This window comes from Coprococcus phoceensis (assembly GCF_900104635.1).
GTDB lineage: Bacteria > Bacillota > Clostridia > Lachnospirales > Lachnospiraceae > Faecalimonas > Faecalimonas phoceensis.
Window position 1 is genome coordinate 1,683,506 of record NZ_FNWC01000007.1, and the last position, 20,130, is coordinate 1,703,635.

Sequence of the window (20,130 nt, forward strand, 5' to 3'; positions counted from 1 at the left end):
GCACATGACACATTTTCTCACGCCGGGCAGCCAGATCCTGAACTATCTGGTATTCCCAAAATTTTTACTGGAAATAGATGATCTGAATGAGACAGCAAAGATCCTTTACATGATCCTGCTCGACCGGGCAAGGCTGTCACAGAAGAATGACAGATGGACGGATGAAAATGGCCATGTATACCTCTTCTTCACCATACCCTCTCTGGCAGACGCCATGCATAAGAGCGAAATGACCATCAAAACGGCGCTGAAAGCACTGGAAGAAAAACAGCTCATTTATCGAAAGCGTCAGGGGATCGGACGTCCTAACCGCATCTATGTAAAGTATCCGGATGCCCTGCCGTCCACAGACAGAAAACTGTCCATCAGGGAGACAGAAAACTGTCTGTCAGAGAGACAGGATCTTGTCTGTCAGAAAGACAGGAATCTGTCCGGTAGTAAAAATAAGAAGAACAAATATCAAGAGAGAAACCGATGGGATCGGGGAAACCGCATTCCTTACGGCCCCGGTTCCGACCGGAAATATGAATGCAAGGAGGAGGAAAGCCTATGACCTTAAAAGAGGACGAATATTTAAACGAAGCGGACGGGCTCATTTACTGTTCCAAATGCCATACGCCGCGGCAGTGCAGAGTCCAGCTTGGCGGGAAAGAATTCCGTCCGGCCATACGGTGCCGCTGTCAGCAGGACGCATACGAACAGCAGGAGAAAGAACGGAAACAGCGGGAATTCCTGGAGCATATCTCACGGCTCAAAGCCAGCGGCCTGCAGGACAAAGCGCTGCGGGATTATAACTTTTCCAATAACAAAGGCTATAATCCGGAAATCCGGAAAGCACATGAGTATGTCGCCCACTGGAAGGAGATGAAAGAAAAGTCTCTGGGGCTTCTGCTCTGGGGAGATGTAGGAACAGGGAAATCCTTTTTTGCCGGATGTATCGCTAACGCACTGTTGGAACAGGGCGTGCCGGTTCTGATGACCAATTTTGCCCGCATCCTGAACACCTTGACCGGGATGTACTCCGATGACCGGAACCGGTTCATTGAAAGCTTCAATCAATACAGCCTGCTGATCATCGATGACCTTGGCGTAGAACGCAGTTCTGAGTTTGCCCTGGAGCAGGTATTCAGTGTCATCGACAGCCGTTACCGGAGCAGGAAACCCATAATCATCACAACAAATCTGACTCTGGAAGAGCTGAAAAAACCGCAGGATCTGGCACACGCCAGAATTTATGACCGCATACTGGAGCGCTGTATTCCCGTGAAGATCAGCCGTCAGAATATACGGGAGATGAATGCCGCTTCTAACCTGAAAGCAGTACGGAAACTGTTCCAATCTGACACCGTGGACAGGAAATAGCATACCAGAAGAACAGGAAAACCATACCGGTCAGATCAAGACCTCACACGCACACAGGTATCAGTACCGGAACACGGCACAGCCGGTACCGGACAGATACCGGAAAGGAACTTTTATGGAAAAATTATCAACAGAAGAAACAAAAAAGCAGTTACTGCAGGCAAAACACCGGATGGAGGCTGCCCAGGCCAGAGACCGGAAAAAAGAGCGGAGCGCCCGGACAAGGCGTCTGATCCTGGAAGGAGCGGAACTGGAACGTGTTGTACCGGAAGTCCGGGAGATGACAACGGAGGAGCTTCGGCATTTTCTTCTGCTCCATTTACAGAAACATTCTTAAGCAGCAATAGCTCTGCATGTTTTTATTCCCGAAGGGCGCACTTACTCACCACTTCGTCGTCGCAAAGTCCGCTTTGCGGGATCCCCGTGAAGCGGTGGTATCCCTCCCGCTGGTCGGGCTCGTGCGCTCTGCCGAGGGCTATCCGCTGCTGGCAGGCAGCACCGGCTATGCAGCCATCCATCCGCCAGACTCCGGCGGATACACCTGCCGGAAGAACACCGGCAAATTTTCCGGCAGGATCCTCCAGCCGGAGATGGCTGTCTGAGAAAACCTGCCACCGGCAGCTTTTCTGTAGAAAAACATGGAAACAACCATGCTCCTTTATAGTACAGCGATATTCACAGGAAGGAGATGATCGTTATCGCAATTTACCATATGTCGGCAAAAGTGGTCAGCCGTGGCGCAGGCCGTTCCGCCGTTGCTGCTTCTGCCTATCTTAGTTGCAGTCGCATGTATAATGATTACGATGGTGTCCAGCATGATTATACCCGGAAACAGGGACTTATTTTTCAGGAAGTCCTTCTCCCTCCAAAGGCTTCACCAGAATGGAAAGATCGGGAGCAGCTCTGGAATGCCGTGGAACGAGCCGAGAAAACCAAAGACAGCAGGCTTGCCAGAGAATTTGTTGTCGCACTTCCCATTGAACTGCCAAGGAAGGCACAAATCTCATTACTCCGTGATTTCATCCAAAATAATTTTGTCGATATGGGAATGTGTGCTGACTTTGCGATCCACGACACAGACGGTCATAATCCCCACGCCCATATCCTGCTAACCGTCCGCCCGCTGGAAACTGACGGAACCTGGCAGTATAAAACACAGAAAGAATACCTCTGCATCAGGAATGGGGAAGAAAAAGGCTTTACTGCCTCCGAATTTAAAGATGCTCAGACAAAGGGGTGGGAAAAGCAATATCCTTATAAAGTCGGAAAAAAAAAGGTATATATGACACCTTCAGCAGCCCAGGAACATGGTTATATCCGAGCAGACAAACATCCGAAAAGCACCCGTTTCGGCAGACAGAATCCTGTTTCAGAACAGTGGAACAGCGAAGCACAGCTTCGAGAATGGCGGAAAGCATGGGCAGATGCAGTCAACCATACTTTACAGGAACATCAGATCGACACCCGGATAGATCACCGTAGTTTTGCTGATCAGGGACGTGATGAACAGCCTACCATCCATGAGGGATACCATGCAAGAGATATGGAGAAGAAAGGATTGATTTCCGACCGCTGTGAGATCAACCGGCAGATACGATCAGACAATCGACTCTTCCGGGAATTAAAACGGCAGGTAGAAAAACTGGCAAAGACAATCAGCGCAAATATCCCTGCCATCGCCAGACGATTGGAACAGCTCCGGGGTACAATGATTATGATCCGCTATTATCTGTTCCATAACCGTATGCAGGCATCCTCCGCAAGTAAATGGATCTCTATGATCACACCGGTTTTGAAGAAATACAAAGCCATCACAAAGACAATCCGGACAAAGCAGGCTGAAAAGAAGTCCCTCCAGTCACAGAAAAAGGAACTCAACTTTCTGCAGCCGGTTCAGTACTATCAGATCAGCCGGAAGATCACGACTCTTACTGAGGATATTGAGGAATTACTATCGCTGAAAGAACGACTTATCTCTGATAATTATTTTCACAATGAATCTGAAATTAAAACTAGCGAATTAACTCTACAAAAACAGCAAGATTTTTTAAATAAACTGAACTTACAAAACGAAAACTTATGGAACCAGCTAACAGAAAATCAAAAACTATTTCAGGAAATAAAAAAAACTGTTTGCTCTGAAAAATTGGAGGAACTGTTTGACACCAGAGCTGATATGAGAGAAACCGTCAGAAATCAGATTTATCAGAAATTATCTCAGACAATAGGACAGGAATTCGATACATCCCTGTTTTATGACTCTGTCAGAGATATAGATAACCGCCTACTTGAAGATTCAGAAGCATTCCGTACCCAAGCTTTTCAAAAACAGATTGCAAAAGAATTGGGATTCAGGAAAGATCAATCTAGCCTGCAAAAAAGAAAAATTCAAGATTATCAACGATAAAGGGGATCACCTTTCTCTAATATTTATGTGCAAAACTATATAATATTTATATAAACGAAATTTTAAATATCAATTTTATGCCCTCCTGCGCTGTTTATTTGCAGTTTGCAAACCAACATTAATCCGAGCGCAGGAGGGCATATTTATATCTAAAACTCTGTGTTTCTCAGGTATAGCAGGAGAAGTTTATAAAATTTTTATGGGATAATGAATCTTTCTACGCTGTCCTGATCAATGAAAATTCGGACAATTCTACTGTTGAAGCAAGGGTATCAATTTCTGCAATTGCTCCCATTGAGATAACCATAGAAGCATTCGTCTCTGTTTCGTCATTCATTGTAAACTCTACTGTAAACTCTTCCTCCTGATCTTTATCCAGCACCAGGTCTTCTCCACCAAACCAATTGTAGCTCGGGCTGAGCATTGCCAGTTTGATCGTCCGGGCTTCTGAAGACTTTGCCTTGAATGTAACTTTGTAGTGCTCTCCCTGTTCAAGAACGATTCCATTCTGTTTTAGCTGTACATTCCAGTCCTCGGTTCCAACATTGCTAATCTTATATACGGCACGCCCATTCTCAAAAGAAACATCCGCTGCTCCCGGAGATGTAACCGCATTCTCCCAGCCTTCATTTCCGGAAGAAAAATCACTGTTTACCAGAAGGTTTTCTCCTACTGGCTGTTCACCGATATCCGGTGCATCAATTTTTTCAAGATTAATATTGTCAATACATATCCGATGTTTTTCTGTTATCTGCCTTCCTCCAACTGCTCCCATAGAAATACTGAGAAGCGCTTTCGGATCTGTTTCGCCTGTCATCTGAAAAACAGTCTCATATTTATTATAATCGGTTCCCAGTTCTACGATTTTTTCTCCCGAATAAGGTGTCCCGTCATCATCACTAGATCCATCTCTCTGGATCGCAAACATCAGCTCTCTTGGTATACTTGCCTTAGCATCAAGAGAAAGCCTGTACCACTGTCCCTTTTCAAGTTCCACATTGTTTTGCTTCAGCTGGATCTTCCATGCCGCATCTCCTGTATTATTAATTGTAAAATCCGCAGCATTGTCTTCGCTCAGGCTGCTTTCCTGGATATAAACTTCTGTCCCCGGAACGAGAAGTTCCGCACAACGTCCTGTATTTTTCACATGAACAGTCTCCCGTTTTCCTTCCAGATCCACATGGGCGATAAAACGGTTTGGTCTTTCTATAAAAACAGCCTTCCGTATTCTGTCATATTTCATATTTCCTGAACCTCTTCCTTGTGTTACGAACTTACAATATAAAAACATCATTAAAATGTTTTGTAAATCTTTATTATGATTCAAACATTTTATCATATATTTTTTCAGATAAAAAGGGATTGATGCTTTGATAAAAGTCTCAATCCCTTTTTGAACGATATAAATTAGATTATTGCATGTAAATGCACATATATCACATTAACGAGCAAATTTCTTCAATACGGTATGCCCGTACCCCTCCCCCGGCATTATAATCACCAGGAACAGTAACTTTAAGGCATTTCATATTCTTTGCCCGCACAATTTTTATTTCATTTGTCCATAAATTTGTAATTTTATATTCGCCCTCTTCCTTCCATCCCATCTCATTTAAAGGAATTTTAATAACAAAATCCCTTTCTTCTATCCCCTCATTTCCCACAACCAAAATGGCCTGTCCAAAAGCATTATATCTTATATATGGAGTCGAACCACTCTTAGGAATACATTTAGTAGAAAGAATGTTTGTAGCTTTTCTGTCATAATGAAGCAAATCCGAATTTTCGTTTCTAATACGTAATATTTTTTTGCAGTCTTCCAACATCTCCTTTTTTGTAGGCAAATCAATTTCTGACCAATTCAACCTATTTCCTAACAGCCAGCCTCCTGCTGGTGTATCATGATTATCATCATAGAAATCAATTTCTTTACTCGTTTCAAATCCATCATAAATCTTTTTCTGCAATTTACTAACACAATGCACGTTTGCATTAAACTCTTCTCCTGCCATAAAAAGAGGAATGTTATACCCAAACACTGCGCAATATCCAAATTTGAATCTGCTCCCTCTAAGTGCATAATAATTTCCCTCTCCCATTAGAATTCCTTCATCATGACAGCTAATCTGCATAGTTGCATATTGCGGATTCGGGCTAAAATCAGCTGCCATATCATGACTAAAGTTATCTCTATCACATTGTCTAATATGGTAACGACTGTTTTCACCCATAATAACAATCTCATGGCCCTTATTACGACATTCCCAGGCAATTTCATCCCATACACTAAGAACTTGTTCAAAAGAAGAAACACCGTTCGGACCATCTAACCGATATCCGTCAAATCCAAATTCTATCGTGTTCTTAATCCAAAGATCAATCCACCACTGACGAAATTTAGAATTAGAATAATCAAAATCTGCCATCCCCCATTCGCTTCCTCGAAACCAATCCGGATGCTTTTGTACTAATGGACTCTCGAAAATCACACCATGTGTCACTGCTTCTGCAATAACACGAATCCCCAATTTATGAGCCTCGTTCACCAGTTCTTTTAGTTCTTCGACACTTCCCAGCTCTTCATCTGGATATTCTGGTGTAACCATAGCATAAACTGTCCAAAACCCAGAAAAGAACTCACTTCCTTGTGTCACTCCAGCCAACCATATAGTATTAACCCCAAGCTCTTTCAAATATTCCAATTTTTCTTTTGTACTTCTAAACGTCCCGCTTCCTGATCCACTTCCTTCTCCATCTGGAGAAGTAAATGTTTTAGGATTCAATTCATAAATCACTGCATTTTTAAGCCATTGAGGAGAGGGAGTGGGATTTTCTGTTTTTACTTCAATATGAGCCATTGTTCTCCTTCTTTCTCTTCCAATCTTCAAACTCTTCAAGGATTTTTATCGAACTGCTTGTTCCAATTCTTACAGCACCCGCATCGATCATTTTTGCGCAAGTTTCCCAATCTCTGATTCCACCTGCCGCTTTTACATTAACGCAGCTCCCTACTGTCTTTTTCATTAACCGAACAACATCCTCTGTTGCACCCCCAGTGCCAAACCCTGTACTTGTTTTTACAAAATCCGGTTGGACATCTTTAGCTATTTTTGCGATATTTACAATCTCTTCCTCTGTTAAATAGCATATTTCAAAAATAACTTTTGATATTACATTGCTCTTTTTACACAAGGAAACCATTTCTTTCATTTCATTTCTGATATAATCCCAATTTCCCTCTTTTGCTTCTCCAATATTAATAACATAATCTATTTCATCTGCTCCATCAGCAATCGCTACTTTTGTTTCAAATATTTTCACTTCCATTGAAACTTGTCCCAACGGAAATCCTATTGCCGCCCCTACATGAACAGAAGTTCCTTTCAGAAACTCTTTGCACACTGCCGTTTGTACAGAATTAACCGCAACCATAGCAAAATTATTAGCAGACGCTTCAGCACATAATTTTTCAAAATCATTTTTTACTGCATATGGTTTTAAATTTGTATGATCAAACATAGCACACAACTGTTCTCTTGTAATATTTTCACTTTTCATATCATTCTCCGTACGATGCTTGCAAAAGCATATTCTCATACATATCCTTTCTATAGAGTAACTGTTTTTCTTTACTAAAGTTCTTTTTTAATTTACCCCCATAATTGTGAAGTCGTAGTCACACTCTTCCTTCCCTTCATACATTCCTGCATCACAAAAGAAAGATATGTATCTTGCAAAGCATCCCGTAATGAAGAAAATTCCGTTCCGCTATCCACATAGATTTTCATCTTCTCTAAACATACTGCCACTGCGATCTCATCATCATTTATTCGAATTCCTGGATATGGACTTTTATAAACGAAATCTTCTCCAAATTGCATACCGTAATGGCTCCAACCACTGTTCCCCATAACCCCTATATCTTTTCGCCGAATTTCTGATTCAATCCCTTCATTTCTGTCATTCAAAAACCTGACGGTAAAATCGTTTATTTCCCCTCTAATTCCTTGAATATTTATTCGTCGAGTTCTAATTACGGAATTGTATTGTTCTCCGTTAAAATCATAAATTGCAGTTTTTCCATTACTGAATTCAATTAAAGCTATATCGCGTTGTGCCGATATAATTTCTCCCGAATAATCAAATCCTTCCCTACTTTCAGTTTTAACCAAACTCGTGGGAAATGATGCTCCTTGTATTTTACATGTTTCAAATCCTATATCCAAAAACTTTCGAACCAGATTCATTGCATGATAATCGTGAACTGCAGAAATCATAATCGATTGCGTTTCACCTATTATTCCCCTGTTGATAATATTCTTTATTGCACTGTAAAACGGCCAGAAAATATACTGTTCCGCCACCTGAATTTTCATCGAATTTTCGTTTGCCAATTTCCAGAGTGCATTAAGATCATTCACATTTTCTCCCGGAGGAGTCTCACACAAAATCGGAATCTGTTTTTTCGCCAGTATATTTAAATACTTTTTCACTTCACTTCTTGGAACACACAACACCGCAAAATCGCACTCAGATTTCAGAGCTTCATTTAAATCTGTTGTTGCATTCTCTCCCTTGCAGCTCAATTCTTTAGCTCTTGACTCTGTCCTTACTACCCTAGCCGTAACACAAAATCTATCCGGCATTTTTCTGGCTGCCTGCATATAAAAATCAGCACGCCAACCGTACCCTATAACAATGTATTTTATCATCATTGCTCCTCCTTTTTACATTTCTTTTCCAAAACAAATTATTGTCTTCAATCCCACTGCACTTTCCGCATACGCAAAAGCCTCCAAAAAATTGTGCACAGCAAATTCTTTTGTAATCAGATCCTCCAGAGATAACTGCCCCTCTTTTACCATCTCATAAATCTTTTTGCACTGATTCACACTACATCTTGTCGACCCACACAGTTTTAATTCTTTATAATGCAAAAGGTTTGAATGCACTTTAATCTCATCTTTATTTTTAGGCAAGCCTCCGAAAAATAAAATACGTCCTTTTGTATTCATAATAGAGAAAGTTTTTTCCTGAACATCTTTAGATGCACACGCAGTGATGCAGACATCCACGCCTTTTCCATTTGATTCCTTGTCAATGATGTCGGCCGCTCTTTCAGGCGTTGCTGTAATAATAAAAGAAGCAGCTTTTGCAGCTCTGTTCAATCGATCCCGGGATAGGTCGCTAACAATAATCTTATGTGCCCCCTGTGCTTTTGCAAGCATAGCATGAAGAACTCCAATGGGACCTGCTCCTACAATAAGTACACAATCCTTTTCATGAATTTCGATCTTCTCTTGTCCATTCAACACACACGCTGCAGGCTCAACTAAGGCCGCAGCTCGCATAGTTGTCTTTTCATCAATACATATCACATTTCCTTGTCGCACAGCCTCTTTTGGGATCCGGACATATTCTGCAAATCCACCATCAATGTTTATTCCAAAAGCCTGATAATTGCTACACAAATGAGAATTACCCTCTTGACAGAAATCACACTCACCACACCCAAAATTTGGTGCGATCACTACTTGCATTCCTTCCTTGTAATAAGATACTTTTTCTCCTACTTTAACAATTTCTCCGCTAATTTCATGCCCGAGTATTAGTGGATGTTCTTCATCTACGCCCTGATAACCATTCTTTATCATACGAAGATCTGATCCGCAAATTGCAGCAACACATGTCTTGACCAGAATTTCTTCCTCCTCGATTTTGGGGATCTCACATTCTACCAACCTTACATCATTTGCTCCGAAAAGTTTAATCGCAAACATTTAGAATTCCTCCCATTAAATATGCCTATCGTTTTCAGCAGCTCTCTCATCACTTTATTTTAATAATCTTTCCAGTTATTATAGATTCATTTCCTGCACTCACTATTGCTACTGCTTTTAATCCATCCTCCCCTCCTACTAAAGGCTCCTTCCCCTTCAAAATAGAATCAATAAAGGCACGATCCTCATTTTCATATGCGGATATAAACAGCTCTCTCCACCCCTTAACTATTTCCTCCTTTTTCTCTCCACAGAACATATACGTCCGCACTGAATCTGACTCTAGATTTCCAACTGTAATCATCCCCTTTGTTCCTAATATCTCCATACGAGCATCATAGCCATATCCAACTCCTTGAGCGCCTTCTATACAACCAATGACTCCGTTTTTCATTTTTATATTCATTACGACTGTATCATAAAAATCCGGATATTTGTTTTTTGCATCAGGGCATCTGTAATTTCCTCCTAAAGCATATACACTTTCTGGTTCACTTTCAGAAAACCACCTCAACGCATCAATATCATGACTGTTAACCTCCGCTAACGGACCATTGCTTTTCCTTATATCATACATCCATTCATGAGGAGTACTCGGACCTCTGGTCAACGATCTTATTGTCACAATTTTTCCGATTGCACCTGAATCGATCATTTCTTTCGCATGAATAAAATCTTTAAACGATCTTCTCATAAAGCCAATTTGAAGAATAACATTATTTTCTTTTGCTACGCGTATCATTTGTTCGCATTCATAAGTATCCATTGCCATCGGCTTTTCACAAAAAATATGCAATCCTCTCTTGGCCGCCGCAACTGCAATCTCACAATGATATTTCGTAGGCGTAGCTATCACTACTGCATTTGCCCCACTCTTTTCAATTGCTTCCAGATAATCACAATAATAGGGTATTCCATCAAGTTCAACAGAGGCAGACTTAGCCGTTTCAACACACATATCTGATATCGCAATCACTTCCGCTTGTGGTATTTTATAGTGAAAATTTCTTGCATGAATCATTCCAGCTCTTCCACTTCCAATTATGCAAAGCTTGACTTTTGTTTTCATTTTCGTTTTCCTCCGTTTCTTTTGTTTATTTTCGATTTATTTCATTTTTATATATATTATTTAAGCTTATTTCCTCTCTTTTAAACATTCTTATTCTATTGTTTTTGATCATTTTATTCTTTTTTTAACATTGACGCTAAAAGTAAAATATCCTATAATTAGTAATAAATACCATATTTATGCGAAATTTAATGCATCTGTGTTTTTTCGATTACTTTTTCTTTTTTCGCAATATGTATATTTCCCTCAAAAAAAATCTAATAATGTATAAATGGAGGTATATATGAAAAATGTATCGCAACCACTCTTTGCAGAAGAAAGAAAAAAAGAAATCCTAGATCTGCTTGAAAAACAAAACAAAGTTTTCGTCCCTGATCTATGTGACTTTTTTAATGTTTCACCTGCAACTATCCGAACCGATCTCCGTATCTTAGATAATGAAGGCTTATTAAAACGCACCCATGGCGGCGCCGTAAAATTAAGCAAGGCAACTTACGAACCAACATCTGATTTTAAATTATCTCAAAAAAGCGAAGAAAAGAAGAAAATAGCTGAATATGCAATACAGCTTATCGAAAACAGCGACACAATAGCATTGGACACCGGAACCACCACTCTAGAATTAGCAAAATTGCTTCCTTCCAAGCACGGACTCACCGTCATCACAAACGATATTGCAATTGCAACTTTTCTAGAACAAAATTCTGACGCAAAAGTTATTATGCTGGGCGGCATCATCCGAAGAGGCTTCAATTGTACCGCAGGTTCATTTGCCGCAAAAATGATGCAACCTTTCAATGTAGACAAAGCTTTTATTGCTTCTAACGCATTTTCCTTTGAATCTGGTTTTTCTACACCAAGCACTGAACAAGCAGAAGTAAAAAGAGCCATGATTCATTCCGCTGCAAAAGTAAATATGCTTATTGATAGTTCTAAATTTAATTGCATTGCCTTTTATAGATTTGCTGAACTTGAAGACATCGACCAACTGATTACAGATAACCTTCTTTCATCTGAAGACAGAGCAATATTAAACGGTTATCAAGATACATTAAAGCTTGCCATCGTCTGATCTACAAACCGGGATATTTCTTTTAAGGAACTTTTCCCGGTTTGTATTTAATTTGAAAAAGCATATTTATTCACTTTTATAATAATCTTCAAACATCTTTATTGCTTTCTGATACCTTTCCAACATTACTTTATAAGTTTCAACTCTCTCTGGATCTGGTTTGCACACATCCGTTTCCCTCACCGCCCTTTCAAATTCAATCGAAACACCAATGGCTTTTGCGGCAAGCTGTGCTGTTCCCCTTAATGCTGTATCGACTTCATTACATATAAAAGTTGTTGTTTCTAGAACATCTGCTTTAATCTGGCGGAACAATCTGGATTTTGCTCCGCCTCCCATGGTATATAACTTATCGAAAAAATATTGCGGATACATTTCTTTAAATCTTTTTACATAACCAGCATATTCATATGCGATCCCCTCCATGATACTTCTATATATTGCACCTTCTGTCTGATTCCACGTCAAACCAATAACCCCACCTCTCATTTCTGGTGCATATGGTAAAATTCTGCCTCCAAAATGAGGAATCACTATCATTCCCTTACATCCTGGTTCTTCTTTTTCTGCCGCATTTTCTAAAGCCTCATATTCTAGCTCTCCACTTCCTTTCAGGCAATCCCTTGCCCACCTAACACAAAGCCCGCCTCCATTAATGTATGCCATCGGATACCACACACCATCTATCGGAGCACGCATCATTGTAATTGTCTGTTTTTCGATATCGGGCAAAAAAATATCTGTTGAAGTACATAACACAGAAGCTGTGCCTGCACAATCCAAAAGATTTCCTTTTTCCAATACACCTGCCCCGTATATGGATGCCGATGTATCACCGCATCCAGCAATTACAGGAATACCCGCTTTCACCCCCGTTATTTTCTCAAAATTTCGCGACGTATATCCAACTATATCGCAAGGATCGATTATTCTTGCCATTTTGGATTTATCTATTTTAAAATTGTTTAACAATTCATCTGACCATTTTTTATTAAGATTATCACCAAAACCCGAATATTGAAGCCCTGTAAAATCAAAGAAATATTTTTCTTCCTTTGATACAGAAATTTTCCCTGTAATGAATGCTGAAATAGTCACAAATTTATACACTTTTTTATATAAATCCGGATATTCATTCTTTAACCACAATATTTTAGGACCATGGGTAAACGAAACGGGACCGCCAGTTATTTTTGTAATATCACTCGCACACTCCTTCTGCATATACTCAGCATAACTCCGACAACGTGTATCCAGCCAAGAATCATAGGAGGTAACAGCTTTTCCATCTTCATCCACTCCCATAATTCCGGCCATTTGTCCATCTATCCCAATTGCCGCAACATTATTTATCGCATTCGGTTCCTTTTCTGCAAGTTCTTGAATGGCCCCCAAACATGCTTTGTATATTTCCTCCGGATCCTGCCAAATCCCCACTTTCTCATTTCCAATTAATCGAAGAGATCTAAAAGATGATGATACCTTATTAATATTTTCATCATACAGAGCCGCCTTACATCCTTGAGTCCCTATATCAACACTTACTATATATAAAGGCATTATCAAATCCCCCCTAATTTCCAAGCATAATCTGCAAAATTATATTATCCGTGTTTTCCATCCCCTGGCTGGCCATTCTTCCAATACTTTTTATGGTGTTTTCTGCTGTATCCATCACAAGCCCCTCCCCAACCGAAAAAGCACTTCCTCTTTTTGCCATTTCTAAAGATAAAATAGCTGTACCAAGTGCGGCTGCAACTTTTGATGCACATGACGGTTTTGCACCATCGCAAACCATTCCGCCCACCGTACATATCGTATTGATTATTGTCTTTTTGATTATTTCCTCACTTTCTCCATCAAGCCACGCTATACCGCTTACAGCACCAGCCGCTGCCGATACAGCCCCGCAATATGCAGAAAGTTTTCCAATAAAGACTTTTTGATAAATCGATACCAAATTCGCTAATACAAGTGCGCGATATAATGTTTGCTCGCTTGCGTGTATTTCTTTCGCATATTCAATTACCGGAATCGAAACAGCCATTCCTTGATTCCCACTTCCTGAATTTATTACTACAGGCATTGAACAACCACTCATTCTGGCATCAGCTCCAGCTGCGGCATATGCGATTACTTTATGTTTCAAATCATCGCCATAACTTTCCATCAGAATTCGACCTACGCACATTCCATACGGCTTATTCATCCCTTCTTCTGCAATTAAAGAATTGTAATTAATCTGCCTCTCTAGTACTTCACTAATATCGGATAAATTTACCGAATCAACAAATTCAAAGATGCCATTCAAATCCATAAAATTCCTATTATCATACTTCAGGCACTCTTCATTTTTGTCAGAAGACTCCAACGAATCCTTCTTCCATACAATTATTTCATTCTTTCGAATTTCTACCACGCCCGTGTGGCTCCCAATTACTGTTACAACCGCACTCTTTTTCCCTTTTTCAGCCCGGGCAGATATGTATAACTTATCTGCCCCAGCATTGAGTTCACATGAGATTCTTTTTTCTTTTATTATTTGTTTCGCTTTATCTATATGGCTCTTTTTTATTCCATTAAGCACCTCCAATCCCTTTTTGTGGTCTCCACCAACGGTCCCCAGAGCCGCAGCGGCTTCAATCCCTTTCATTCCGTCAGAGTTTGGCACTGTAACGCCTTTGACATTTTTAATAACATTTCCACTACATACAATTTTTATAATCTGTGGTTCTTCGCCTAATACGTTTCGCGCATATGCCGCTGTATACGCAACCGCAATCGGTTCTGTACAACCAAGTGCCGGAACAAGTTCTTCCTTTAACACTTGAATATATTTTCCATATAGCTCTGGTCTCATTTCTTCACTCCGTTTTACTCCATTTTATTCGTAAAAATTTTTTCCTTTTGCAATCTCATCTGCCACCTCATCAATCACCTCACGCACCAGAGGGAATCTGTGAAGTGCATCATGATTCCATCCGCATCCACCTGAAAGGACAAATTTGGGACCTGCGGCTTTCATTCCTTCTTCTAAGCGCCGCCGTATTACCTGCTTAACTTTTTCCCTGTCTGATCCAGAAAGATCAGTCGTTCCCGGAGCGACAGAACCATCTCCAATAGACAGATAGCCACTGGATCCCAAATCATGATCCAAACCACCGATCAAAACTTTATCCGTAATCTCCCTCATTTCTCTTAACGTTCTATGTTCTTTATGTGTATCCGCCCAGTTAAATGCCTGAACAGGATAATCCATAAACTGATCGGTATCATTTCTATCGCCATGACACAAATGTGCAAGATTAAACCATGTTTTATCTTTTATTGCATTTAGATTCCTAAGATCATATTTCGCAGCACATTCCTCATACATTTCTTTACCCATTTTTTCATACATTCCCATTTGATATCCAAGAAAGAAACCATCGGCACCTGCATCTACAAACGCTTCCATCAGTCGTTCATTTGTCTCAGCAACTACTTCCATACCCATTTTTGCGTATTTCTCAGATTGTTTAAATTGGGAAACAATGACTTCCTGATGATAATGTCCTGCTGTCATCTCCCCCATCCATACAATATTACTAAAAATAGTAGGAAGGACAGGCACATCCCCTTGATAATGATCACACAATCTTTTCACCACTTCTATTTCCCTTGCAAGCGCACCTTTTTTTAAATCCGGCACTTTTATTTTCGCCCAATCATGAGGATCCTTAATCGCAAACTGAAGTGTATTCATCCATGTATCATCCAAATAATTTTCTGCCGGACGAATAACCTGTCCAAAATCTTCCGTAAAATAAATTCCATTCGGCATCACTTTAATAAAATCAAAATCATAGGCTTCCTGATACCGTATAGTTGCATCAGTAAAATCTTTAACATTTCTATCTTCTAGATTAAAATGTGGCCCCCACATAGCGTATGCCGGGCGATCTAAAATTTTTCCTTCCAATGCAGCTTCAATTCTTTGTTTGTGTGTTATCATATACACATCCTCCTTTTCTTTTTTATCAAAACAGAACTTGTCTGTTTTTAATATACTTTTTCCCATGTTCCCGTCTTAGCCGATCTACGCGCAGCGTCAAGAACTTTCATGCACTGCACTCCTTCTTCCGGCGTTACAAATGGTGTTTTCTTTTCTAGGACACAAGAAATGAATCTGTTTATAATCTCCGTTGCTCCTTCAGATCCTCTTGCCGCCCATTTTTTTAAATCATAAAATATTTTTTCACCATTCTTCTTATAAACTGCAATCGACCATGGGTCTTCAAACAATTTCATAACCCCTTCTGTACCAAAAATATGAGTTTCACGATCATTACACCCATACACACACCAACTTGTATATAACATGCCACTTAACCCATTCTGACACTTTAGGAGCAACATAGCGGTATCTTCATTATCAATAGGTATTCCATTTGATTTTTTCTTATCCAACACAGTTGCAAAAGTCATAATTTCTGTAATCTGCGTTTCAAACATCCAAGGAATCAGATCAATACGATGACAGCCTACCGATAAAAGAACGCCACCGTTCCCTCCGTTTTTGTCAAAAAAATCGGATCGCCCAGTCCTTTCCATATACGGTATTTCCGGACCACCATGCGATAAGAAACTTCGAAAAGCTATTGGCTTTCCAATTATATCTTGTTTTAACAACTCTTTTGCTTTCCAATGAGGTTCGTAAATCCGCTGATTATACGAGATCATAAGAATCCTTTTGGTTTTTTTTGCCACCTTAAGCATTTCTTCCGCCTGTTTTGAGTCAAGAGCCATTGGCTTTTCACATAAAACATGCTTTCCTGATTTCAATGCCTCGATAACAATATCTCTATGAGTCATTTCCGGCGTACATACACTTACAGCTTCAAGCCCCGGATGCATTAACATCTCACTCAGATTCTTATACGCTTTTACTCCATACTCTTCTTCAATTTTCTCTCCCTTTTCTACAGACGAATCATACACTGCCACCAAATCTGTATTGGGATTATTGATATACGCCGGAATATGCCTTCCAGTGGCAATCCCCCCGCAACCTATTACACCGACTTTAAGTTTCATCTATTATTTCCCTCACTAAAACAGTTCTACTTCTATATCAAAAACCTTTCCCATCTGCTGAATAAGATGTGCAACATCACCTTGAATCACAATAGCATGATGAGAAGACAAACTTTCCATAATTTTATGCCCACTCTTGTTTTTATAATGGAAAATTGCCCCGTTTCTACAATCCGAACCAGGATATCCTACATATCTCTTCAATTCTGCTTCTATAACTGTTATTTTCCTCATATTGGCATGAATCTTTGCCAAAACCACAGGGCCGCAAGACATTTCTGCATCCGGCATAACGGCATGATCATTTACAATTTCCAGCACCTTGGGTTTTAAAATCCATTTTTCAGAAAAACTTTGGGGCAAAAAACCAAAATATCCACAATGTACACCTAACGCATGATTATCACTGTCCTCTATTTCAGGAAAACTATCAATTTTCTCATGCTTAAGAGCTGCCATTCCCACAAGAAATGGATAGATGTTTGTCATCATTAACGGTTTTTTCATTGAATAATAAAACAAAACTTCACTCAGAAGAGTAACCAAATCACCCTCACACGCCCATAAAATCTTGTCATATTCAAATAACCAGTTCCAAGCCAGGCAAGGTGTTGTTCCAGAAAGGAACGACTCATTCAGACAATTACTTCCTACCCCCAATACATTTCCTTCTTTTTCTACTTCATCTCGAATTGCCAAATACAATTTAACTGCCCTGACAGCAGATAGTCTGTCCACTCCTTCTGCAGGCACCTTTTTTTCCTGCCAAACTCTTTCGGCAACATCATCGGAAATAGTTTCAGCTTTTTGATTTATCTCCTTCCAGCTTTTATAAACAATATTTGTACCAAAATAATCCTCTATTTTATTGACGCATTCTTTTTCCCACCAATAGAATCGTTTAAAAATATTGGCTTGCATACCTTCTCCCGGCGAATCTTGAAAAATAAGAAATTTCCACTTATTTTTTAAAATCTTTTTCAATGCAATTGAACGGAGAATTGTTTTTCCTATATCTACATTGTACGGTGTAAAAACATTGTCCATGTTAAGATTTTCTCTTAAATATGCAGCAATTTCCCAATCCCACATTTCAACAGTTCCAAACTGTGACGTCATAAGAATAACTGGCTTCATAATGCATTTAATCAATTCACCGCTCCGATATACCGCACCAATCATTTGCGGAAAAACAACCGCATCTGCCTGTTCCGGCACGCATTCACCAAGCATCTTTTCAGGAAGGAATTCTGCTTCATCCTCGTATAAAGCAGAAATATTTTTCATCTGCTCATCATACTCTTTTTGTTCTCTTTCGTTTCTTTCCCTAAAATATAAAGGCTGTATAATACATTTCCCTACATTCATCTTTCCTTCTCCTTCCCAGCACAATGGCATGCTATACAATGGCCGTTTCCAATATCATTTAATTCAGGTCTTAATTCTCTACACTTTTGGGAAGCATATTGACAGCGTGTATGAAATCTGCAACCGCTTGGAGGATTTAACGGACTCGGAACCTCGCCTTCAAGATAAATCTGCTTTCTTTCTGCATCTACATCCGGAATTGGAATAGCTGATAACAGCGCTTGGGTATACGGATGAAGCGGATTAGAAAACAGTTCATTTTTCTCCGCTATTTCTACAATACTTCCCAAATACATAACTGCAACTCGGTCACTTATATGCTTTACTACACTTAAATCATGAGAAATAAATAAGTAAGACAAATTATATTTCTTCTGGATATCATGAATCAGATTTAGAACCTGACTCCTTATAGATACATCTAGGGCCGAGACCGGTTCATCACACACAATAAATTCTGGATTTAAAATCAATGCCCTTGCAATAACTATTCTTTGACGTTGCCCCCCCGAAAACTCATGTGGATACCGATTCATCGCATCAGCATTTAGGCCGACTATTTTTGCCATTTCAAGCACTTTTTCAATCCGTTCTTCTTTAGTTCCAATTTTATACACATCAAGCGGCGCTTTAATTATTTCCATTACTGTCATTCTCGGATTAAGTGACGCGTACGGATCCTGGAAAACCATCTGCAATTTTCGTCTCATTTTCCGCATTTCATCTTTACTAAATTGCAGCAAATCTTTGTTCTCATACAAAACTTTCCCTTCAGTTGGCTCAATAAGTCTAAGAACACATCTTCCAAATGTAGACTTTCCACAACCGCTTTCTCCAACTAACCCCAAAGTCTCTCCTCTTTTTATGTCAAGAGATACATTATCAACCGCTCTAAGTTTTTGTCCTTTTTCCAAAAAACTTCTTCCAACGTCAAACTCTTTGGTCAATCCCTCAATCCGTATAAACCTCTCGTTATGATCCATACTAATTTGACTCCTCTCTGTTTGTATCGTCGTATAAAAAACAACGAATCATCCGTCCTTCCCTATGTATCAATTCAGGATTCTCCTCTCTGCACCTTGTCATTGCTGATGGACACCTGTCGCAAAACCTACAACCTTTAGGCATTTTCTTCAAGCTCGGAACAACACCTTCAATTGTATATAAACGATCAACACTTTTCGACAAAGAGGGAATGGAAGCAAGCAATCCTCGTGTGTAAGGATGCATGGGATTTTTAAAAAGCTCTCTCTTTTCTGCTTTTTCCACTACATTTCCCGCATACATCACCATAATCTCATCAGCCATTTCTGCAACAATTCCCATATCATGTGTAATAAGGATAATAGACGTACCGGAATTAGTTTGTAATTCCTTCATAAGTTTCACAATCTGTGCCTGTATCGTCACATCCAATGCGGTAGTTGGTTCATCCGCAATCAATATTTCTGGATTGCACGATAACGCCATTGCAATCATAATTCTTTGTCTTTGTCCCCCACTCAACTGGTGAGGATATTGCTTCATTTTTGCTTCAGGCGATGGTATTCCAACTTTTTTTAACATCTCCAACGCCTTCTGTCGTGCCTGTTTCTTTTTCATATTCTGATGAATAATAAATGGTTCCATCATTTGCTTCTCAATAGTCATAACCGGATTTAACGAAGTCATTGAATCTTGAAAAATCATTGCAATTTCATTTCCTCTGATTCGGCACATTTCTTTTTTACTTACTTCTGTCAGTTCACGATCATGAATTTTTACAGACGACTCGTCATCAATCTTTGTATTTCTCTCAGAAAGCAGTTTCAACATCGATAAACAAGTTACACTTTTTCCGCATCCACTTTCTCCAACAATTCCTAAAGTTTTTCCTCGCTGTAAGGAAAAGCTGACGTCTTGTACGGCATAAAACAGTTCTTTATCTGACCAGAAACCTACTTTCAGATTATTGACATTCAATACGGTGCTTTCCATCTTCACTCCTCCAAATCTG

General features: G+C 39.7%; 19 protein-coding genes. 6 read left to right on the forward strand and 13 right to left on the reverse strand.

What is annotated here, in order from left to right; translation table 11 throughout:
* Positions 1–4 precede the first annotated feature (4 nt).
* From BQ5364_RS12035 to mobQ, 5 genes are all read left to right on the forward strand, one after another.
* On the forward strand, positions 5–553 hold the full coding sequence (locus tag BQ5364_RS12035; protein ID WP_071144370.1) for a replication initiator protein A: 549 nt from the start codon (positions 5–7) through the stop codon (positions 551–553).
* On the forward strand, positions 550–1,362 hold the full coding sequence (locus BQ5364_RS12040; RefSeq protein ID WP_227077107.1) for an ATP-binding protein: 813 nt from the start codon (positions 550–552) through the stop codon (positions 1,360–1,362). Before BQ5364_RS12035 ends, BQ5364_RS12040 begins: the two co-directional genes overlap by 4 nt.
* Before the next feature lie 115 nt (positions 1,363–1,477).
* Positions 1,478–1,699, forward strand: a complete 222-nt coding sequence (locus BQ5364_RS12045) for a DUF3847 domain-containing protein (protein ID WP_071144372.1) — start codon at positions 1,478–1,480, stop codon at positions 1,697–1,699.
* A gap of 86 nt (positions 1,700–1,785) precedes the next feature.
* Positions 1,786–2,139 carry a hypothetical protein gene (locus BQ5364_RS18035; RefSeq protein WP_162493662.1) on the forward strand — a complete coding sequence of 118 codons (354 nt, stop codon included), beginning with the start codon at positions 1,786–1,788 and terminating at the stop codon, positions 2,137–2,139.
* Positions 2,060–3,769: a MobQ family relaxase gene (mobQ, locus tag BQ5364_RS12050; RefSeq protein ID WP_071144758.1), complete on the forward strand. Its 1,710-nt coding sequence runs from the start codon at positions 2,060–2,062 to the stop codon at positions 3,767–3,769. The genes BQ5364_RS18035 and mobQ overlap by 80 nt, the downstream gene beginning before the upstream one ends.
* A gap of 217 nt (positions 3,770–3,986) precedes the next feature.
* Here mobQ and BQ5364_RS12055 read toward each other — a convergent pair whose 3' ends face one another.
* The 6 genes from BQ5364_RS12055 to BQ5364_RS12080 all read right to left on the reverse strand — a co-directional run bounded on the left by BQ5364_RS12055 (position 3,987) and on the right by BQ5364_RS12080 (position 10,618).
* The gene (locus BQ5364_RS12055) at positions 3,987–5,012 is read right to left on the reverse strand and encodes a carbohydrate binding domain-containing protein (RefSeq protein ID WP_071144373.1); all 1,026 of its coding nucleotides are present in this window, start codon (positions 5,010–5,012) and stop codon (positions 3,987–3,989) included.
* Between the two features lie 193 nt (positions 5,013–5,205).
* The gene (locus tag BQ5364_RS12060; protein WP_071144374.1) at positions 5,206–6,627 is read right to left on the reverse strand and encodes an alpha-amylase family glycosyl hydrolase; all 1,422 of its coding nucleotides are present in this window, start codon (positions 6,625–6,627) and stop codon (positions 5,206–5,208) included.
* Positions 6,614–7,327 carry a deoxyribose-phosphate aldolase gene (gene deoC / locus BQ5364_RS12065; RefSeq protein ID WP_071144375.1) on the reverse strand — a complete coding sequence of 238 codons (714 nt, stop codon included), beginning with the start codon at positions 7,325–7,327 and terminating at the stop codon, positions 6,614–6,616. Before deoC ends, BQ5364_RS12060 begins: the two co-directional genes overlap by 14 nt.
* A gap of 92 nt (positions 7,328–7,419) precedes the next feature.
* On the reverse strand, positions 7,420–8,484 hold the full coding sequence (locus tag BQ5364_RS12070; protein ID WP_071144376.1) for a Gfo/Idh/MocA family protein: 1,065 nt from the start codon (positions 8,482–8,484) through the stop codon (positions 7,420–7,422).
* Positions 8,485–8,496: 12 nt separating this feature from the next.
* On the reverse strand, positions 8,497–9,549 hold the full coding sequence (locus BQ5364_RS12075) for an alcohol dehydrogenase catalytic domain-containing protein (RefSeq protein WP_071144377.1): 1,053 nt from the start codon (positions 9,547–9,549) through the stop codon (positions 8,497–8,499).
* 49 nt (positions 9,550–9,598) lie between these two features.
* A complete protein-coding gene (locus BQ5364_RS12080; protein ID WP_071144378.1) occupies positions 9,599–10,618 on the reverse strand; it encodes a Gfo/Idh/MocA family protein in 1,020 nt (339 codons plus the stop codon).
* Positions 10,619–10,901: 283 nt separating this feature from the next.
* On the opposite strand from BQ5364_RS12080, the gene BQ5364_RS12085 reads away from it, so the two are divergent.
* Complete coding sequence (locus BQ5364_RS12085; RefSeq protein ID WP_071144379.1) at positions 10,902–11,690, forward strand: DeoR/GlpR family DNA-binding transcription regulator; 789 nt, start codon at positions 10,902–10,904, stop codon at positions 11,688–11,690.
* A 66-nt stretch (positions 11,691–11,756) separates the two neighbouring features.
* On the opposite strand, the gene BQ5364_RS12090 is transcribed toward BQ5364_RS12085, so the two are convergent.
* From BQ5364_RS12090 to BQ5364_RS12120, 7 genes are read right to left on the reverse strand one after another with little or no spacing between them, the layout of a single operon-like run.
* Positions 11,757–13,250: a xylulokinase gene (locus tag BQ5364_RS12090; RefSeq protein WP_071144380.1), complete on the reverse strand. Its 1,494-nt coding sequence runs from the start codon at positions 13,248–13,250 to the stop codon at positions 11,757–11,759.
* 13 nt (positions 13,251–13,263) lie between these two features.
* A complete protein-coding gene (locus tag BQ5364_RS12095) occupies positions 13,264–14,550 on the reverse strand; it encodes an L-cysteine desulfidase family protein (RefSeq protein ID WP_071144381.1) in 1,287 nt (428 codons plus the stop codon).
* A gap of 24 nt (positions 14,551–14,574) precedes the next feature.
* The gene (locus tag BQ5364_RS12100; protein WP_071144759.1) at positions 14,575–15,684 is read right to left on the reverse strand and encodes a uroporphyrinogen decarboxylase family protein; all 1,110 of its coding nucleotides are present in this window, start codon (positions 15,682–15,684) and stop codon (positions 14,575–14,577) included.
* 47 nt (positions 15,685–15,731) lie between these two features.
* Complete coding sequence (locus tag BQ5364_RS12105; protein WP_071144382.1) at positions 15,732–16,766, reverse strand: Gfo/Idh/MocA family protein; 1,035 nt, start codon at positions 16,764–16,766, stop codon at positions 15,732–15,734.
* A 15-nt stretch (positions 16,767–16,781) separates the two neighbouring features.
* Positions 16,782–18,134: a hypothetical protein gene (locus BQ5364_RS12110; protein WP_071144383.1), complete on the reverse strand. Its 1,353-nt coding sequence runs from the start codon at positions 18,132–18,134 to the stop codon at positions 16,782–16,784.
* A complete protein-coding gene (locus BQ5364_RS12115) occupies positions 18,131–19,117 on the reverse strand; it encodes an ABC transporter ATP-binding protein (RefSeq protein ID WP_071144384.1) in 987 nt (328 codons plus the stop codon). The genes BQ5364_RS12110 and BQ5364_RS12115 overlap by 4 nt, the downstream gene beginning before the upstream one ends.
* Before the next feature lies 1 nt (position 19,118).
* The gene (locus BQ5364_RS12120; protein ID WP_071144385.1) at positions 19,119–20,111 is read right to left on the reverse strand and encodes an ABC transporter ATP-binding protein; all 993 of its coding nucleotides are present in this window, start codon (positions 20,109–20,111) and stop codon (positions 19,119–19,121) included.
* Positions 20,112–20,130: the final 19 nt, after the last annotated feature.

Coding starts and splice junctions, on each gene's coding strand:
- BQ5364_RS12060 (WP_071144374.1), bottom strand. CDS start 6,627: ATGGCTCATATTGAAGTAAAAACAGAAAATCCCACTCCCTCTCCTCAA.
- BQ5364_RS12055 (WP_071144373.1), bottom strand. CDS start 5,012: ATGAAATATGACAGAATACGGAAGGCTGTTTTTATAGAAAGACCAAAC.
- BQ5364_RS12085 (WP_071144379.1), top strand. CDS start 10,902: ATGAAAAATGTATCGCAACCACTCTTTGCAGAAGAAAGAAAAAAAGAA.
- BQ5364_RS12070 (WP_071144376.1), bottom strand. CDS start 8,484: ATGATGATAAAATACATTGTTATAGGGTACGGTTGGCGTGCTGATTTT.
- BQ5364_RS12045 (WP_071144372.1), top strand. CDS start 1,478: ATGGAAAAATTATCAACAGAAGAAACAAAAAAGCAGTTACTGCAGGCA.
- BQ5364_RS12080 (WP_071144378.1), bottom strand. CDS start 10,618: ATGAAAACAAAAGTCAAGCTTTGCATAATTGGAAGTGGAAGAGCTGGA.
- BQ5364_RS12115 (WP_071144384.1), bottom strand. CDS start 19,117: ATGGATCATAACGAGAGGTTTATACGGATTGAGGGATTGACCAAAGAG.
- BQ5364_RS12035 (WP_071144370.1), top strand. CDS start 5: ATGACACATTTTCTCACGCCGGGCAGCCAGATCCTGAACTATCTGGTA.
- BQ5364_RS12110 (WP_071144383.1), bottom strand. CDS start 18,134: ATGAATGTAGGGAAATGTATTATACAGCCTTTATATTTTAGGGAAAGA.
- BQ5364_RS12100 (WP_071144759.1), bottom strand. CDS start 15,684: ATGATAACACACAAACAAAGAATTGAAGCTGCATTGGAAGGAAAAATT.
- BQ5364_RS12095 (WP_071144381.1), bottom strand. CDS start 14,550: ATGAGACCAGAGCTATATGGAAAATATATTCAAGTGTTAAAGGAAGAA.
- BQ5364_RS12040 (WP_227077107.1), top strand. CDS start 550: ATGACCTTAAAAGAGGACGAATATTTAAACGAAGCGGACGGGCTCATT.
- BQ5364_RS12090 (WP_071144380.1), bottom strand. CDS start 13,250: ATGCCTTTATATATAGTAAGTGTTGATATAGGGACTCAAGGATGTAAG.
- BQ5364_RS12075 (WP_071144377.1), bottom strand. CDS start 9,549: ATGTTTGCGATTAAACTTTTCGGAGCAAATGATGTAAGGTTGGTAGAA.
- BQ5364_RS12105 (WP_071144382.1), bottom strand. CDS start 16,766: ATGAAACTTAAAGTCGGTGTAATAGGTTGCGGGGGGATTGCCACTGGA.
- deoC (WP_071144375.1), bottom strand. CDS start 7,327: ATGAAAAGTGAAAATATTACAAGAGAACAGTTGTGTGCTATGTTTGAT.
- BQ5364_RS12120 (WP_071144385.1), bottom strand. CDS start 20,111: ATGGAAAGCACCGTATTGAATGTCAATAATCTGAAAGTAGGTTTCTGG.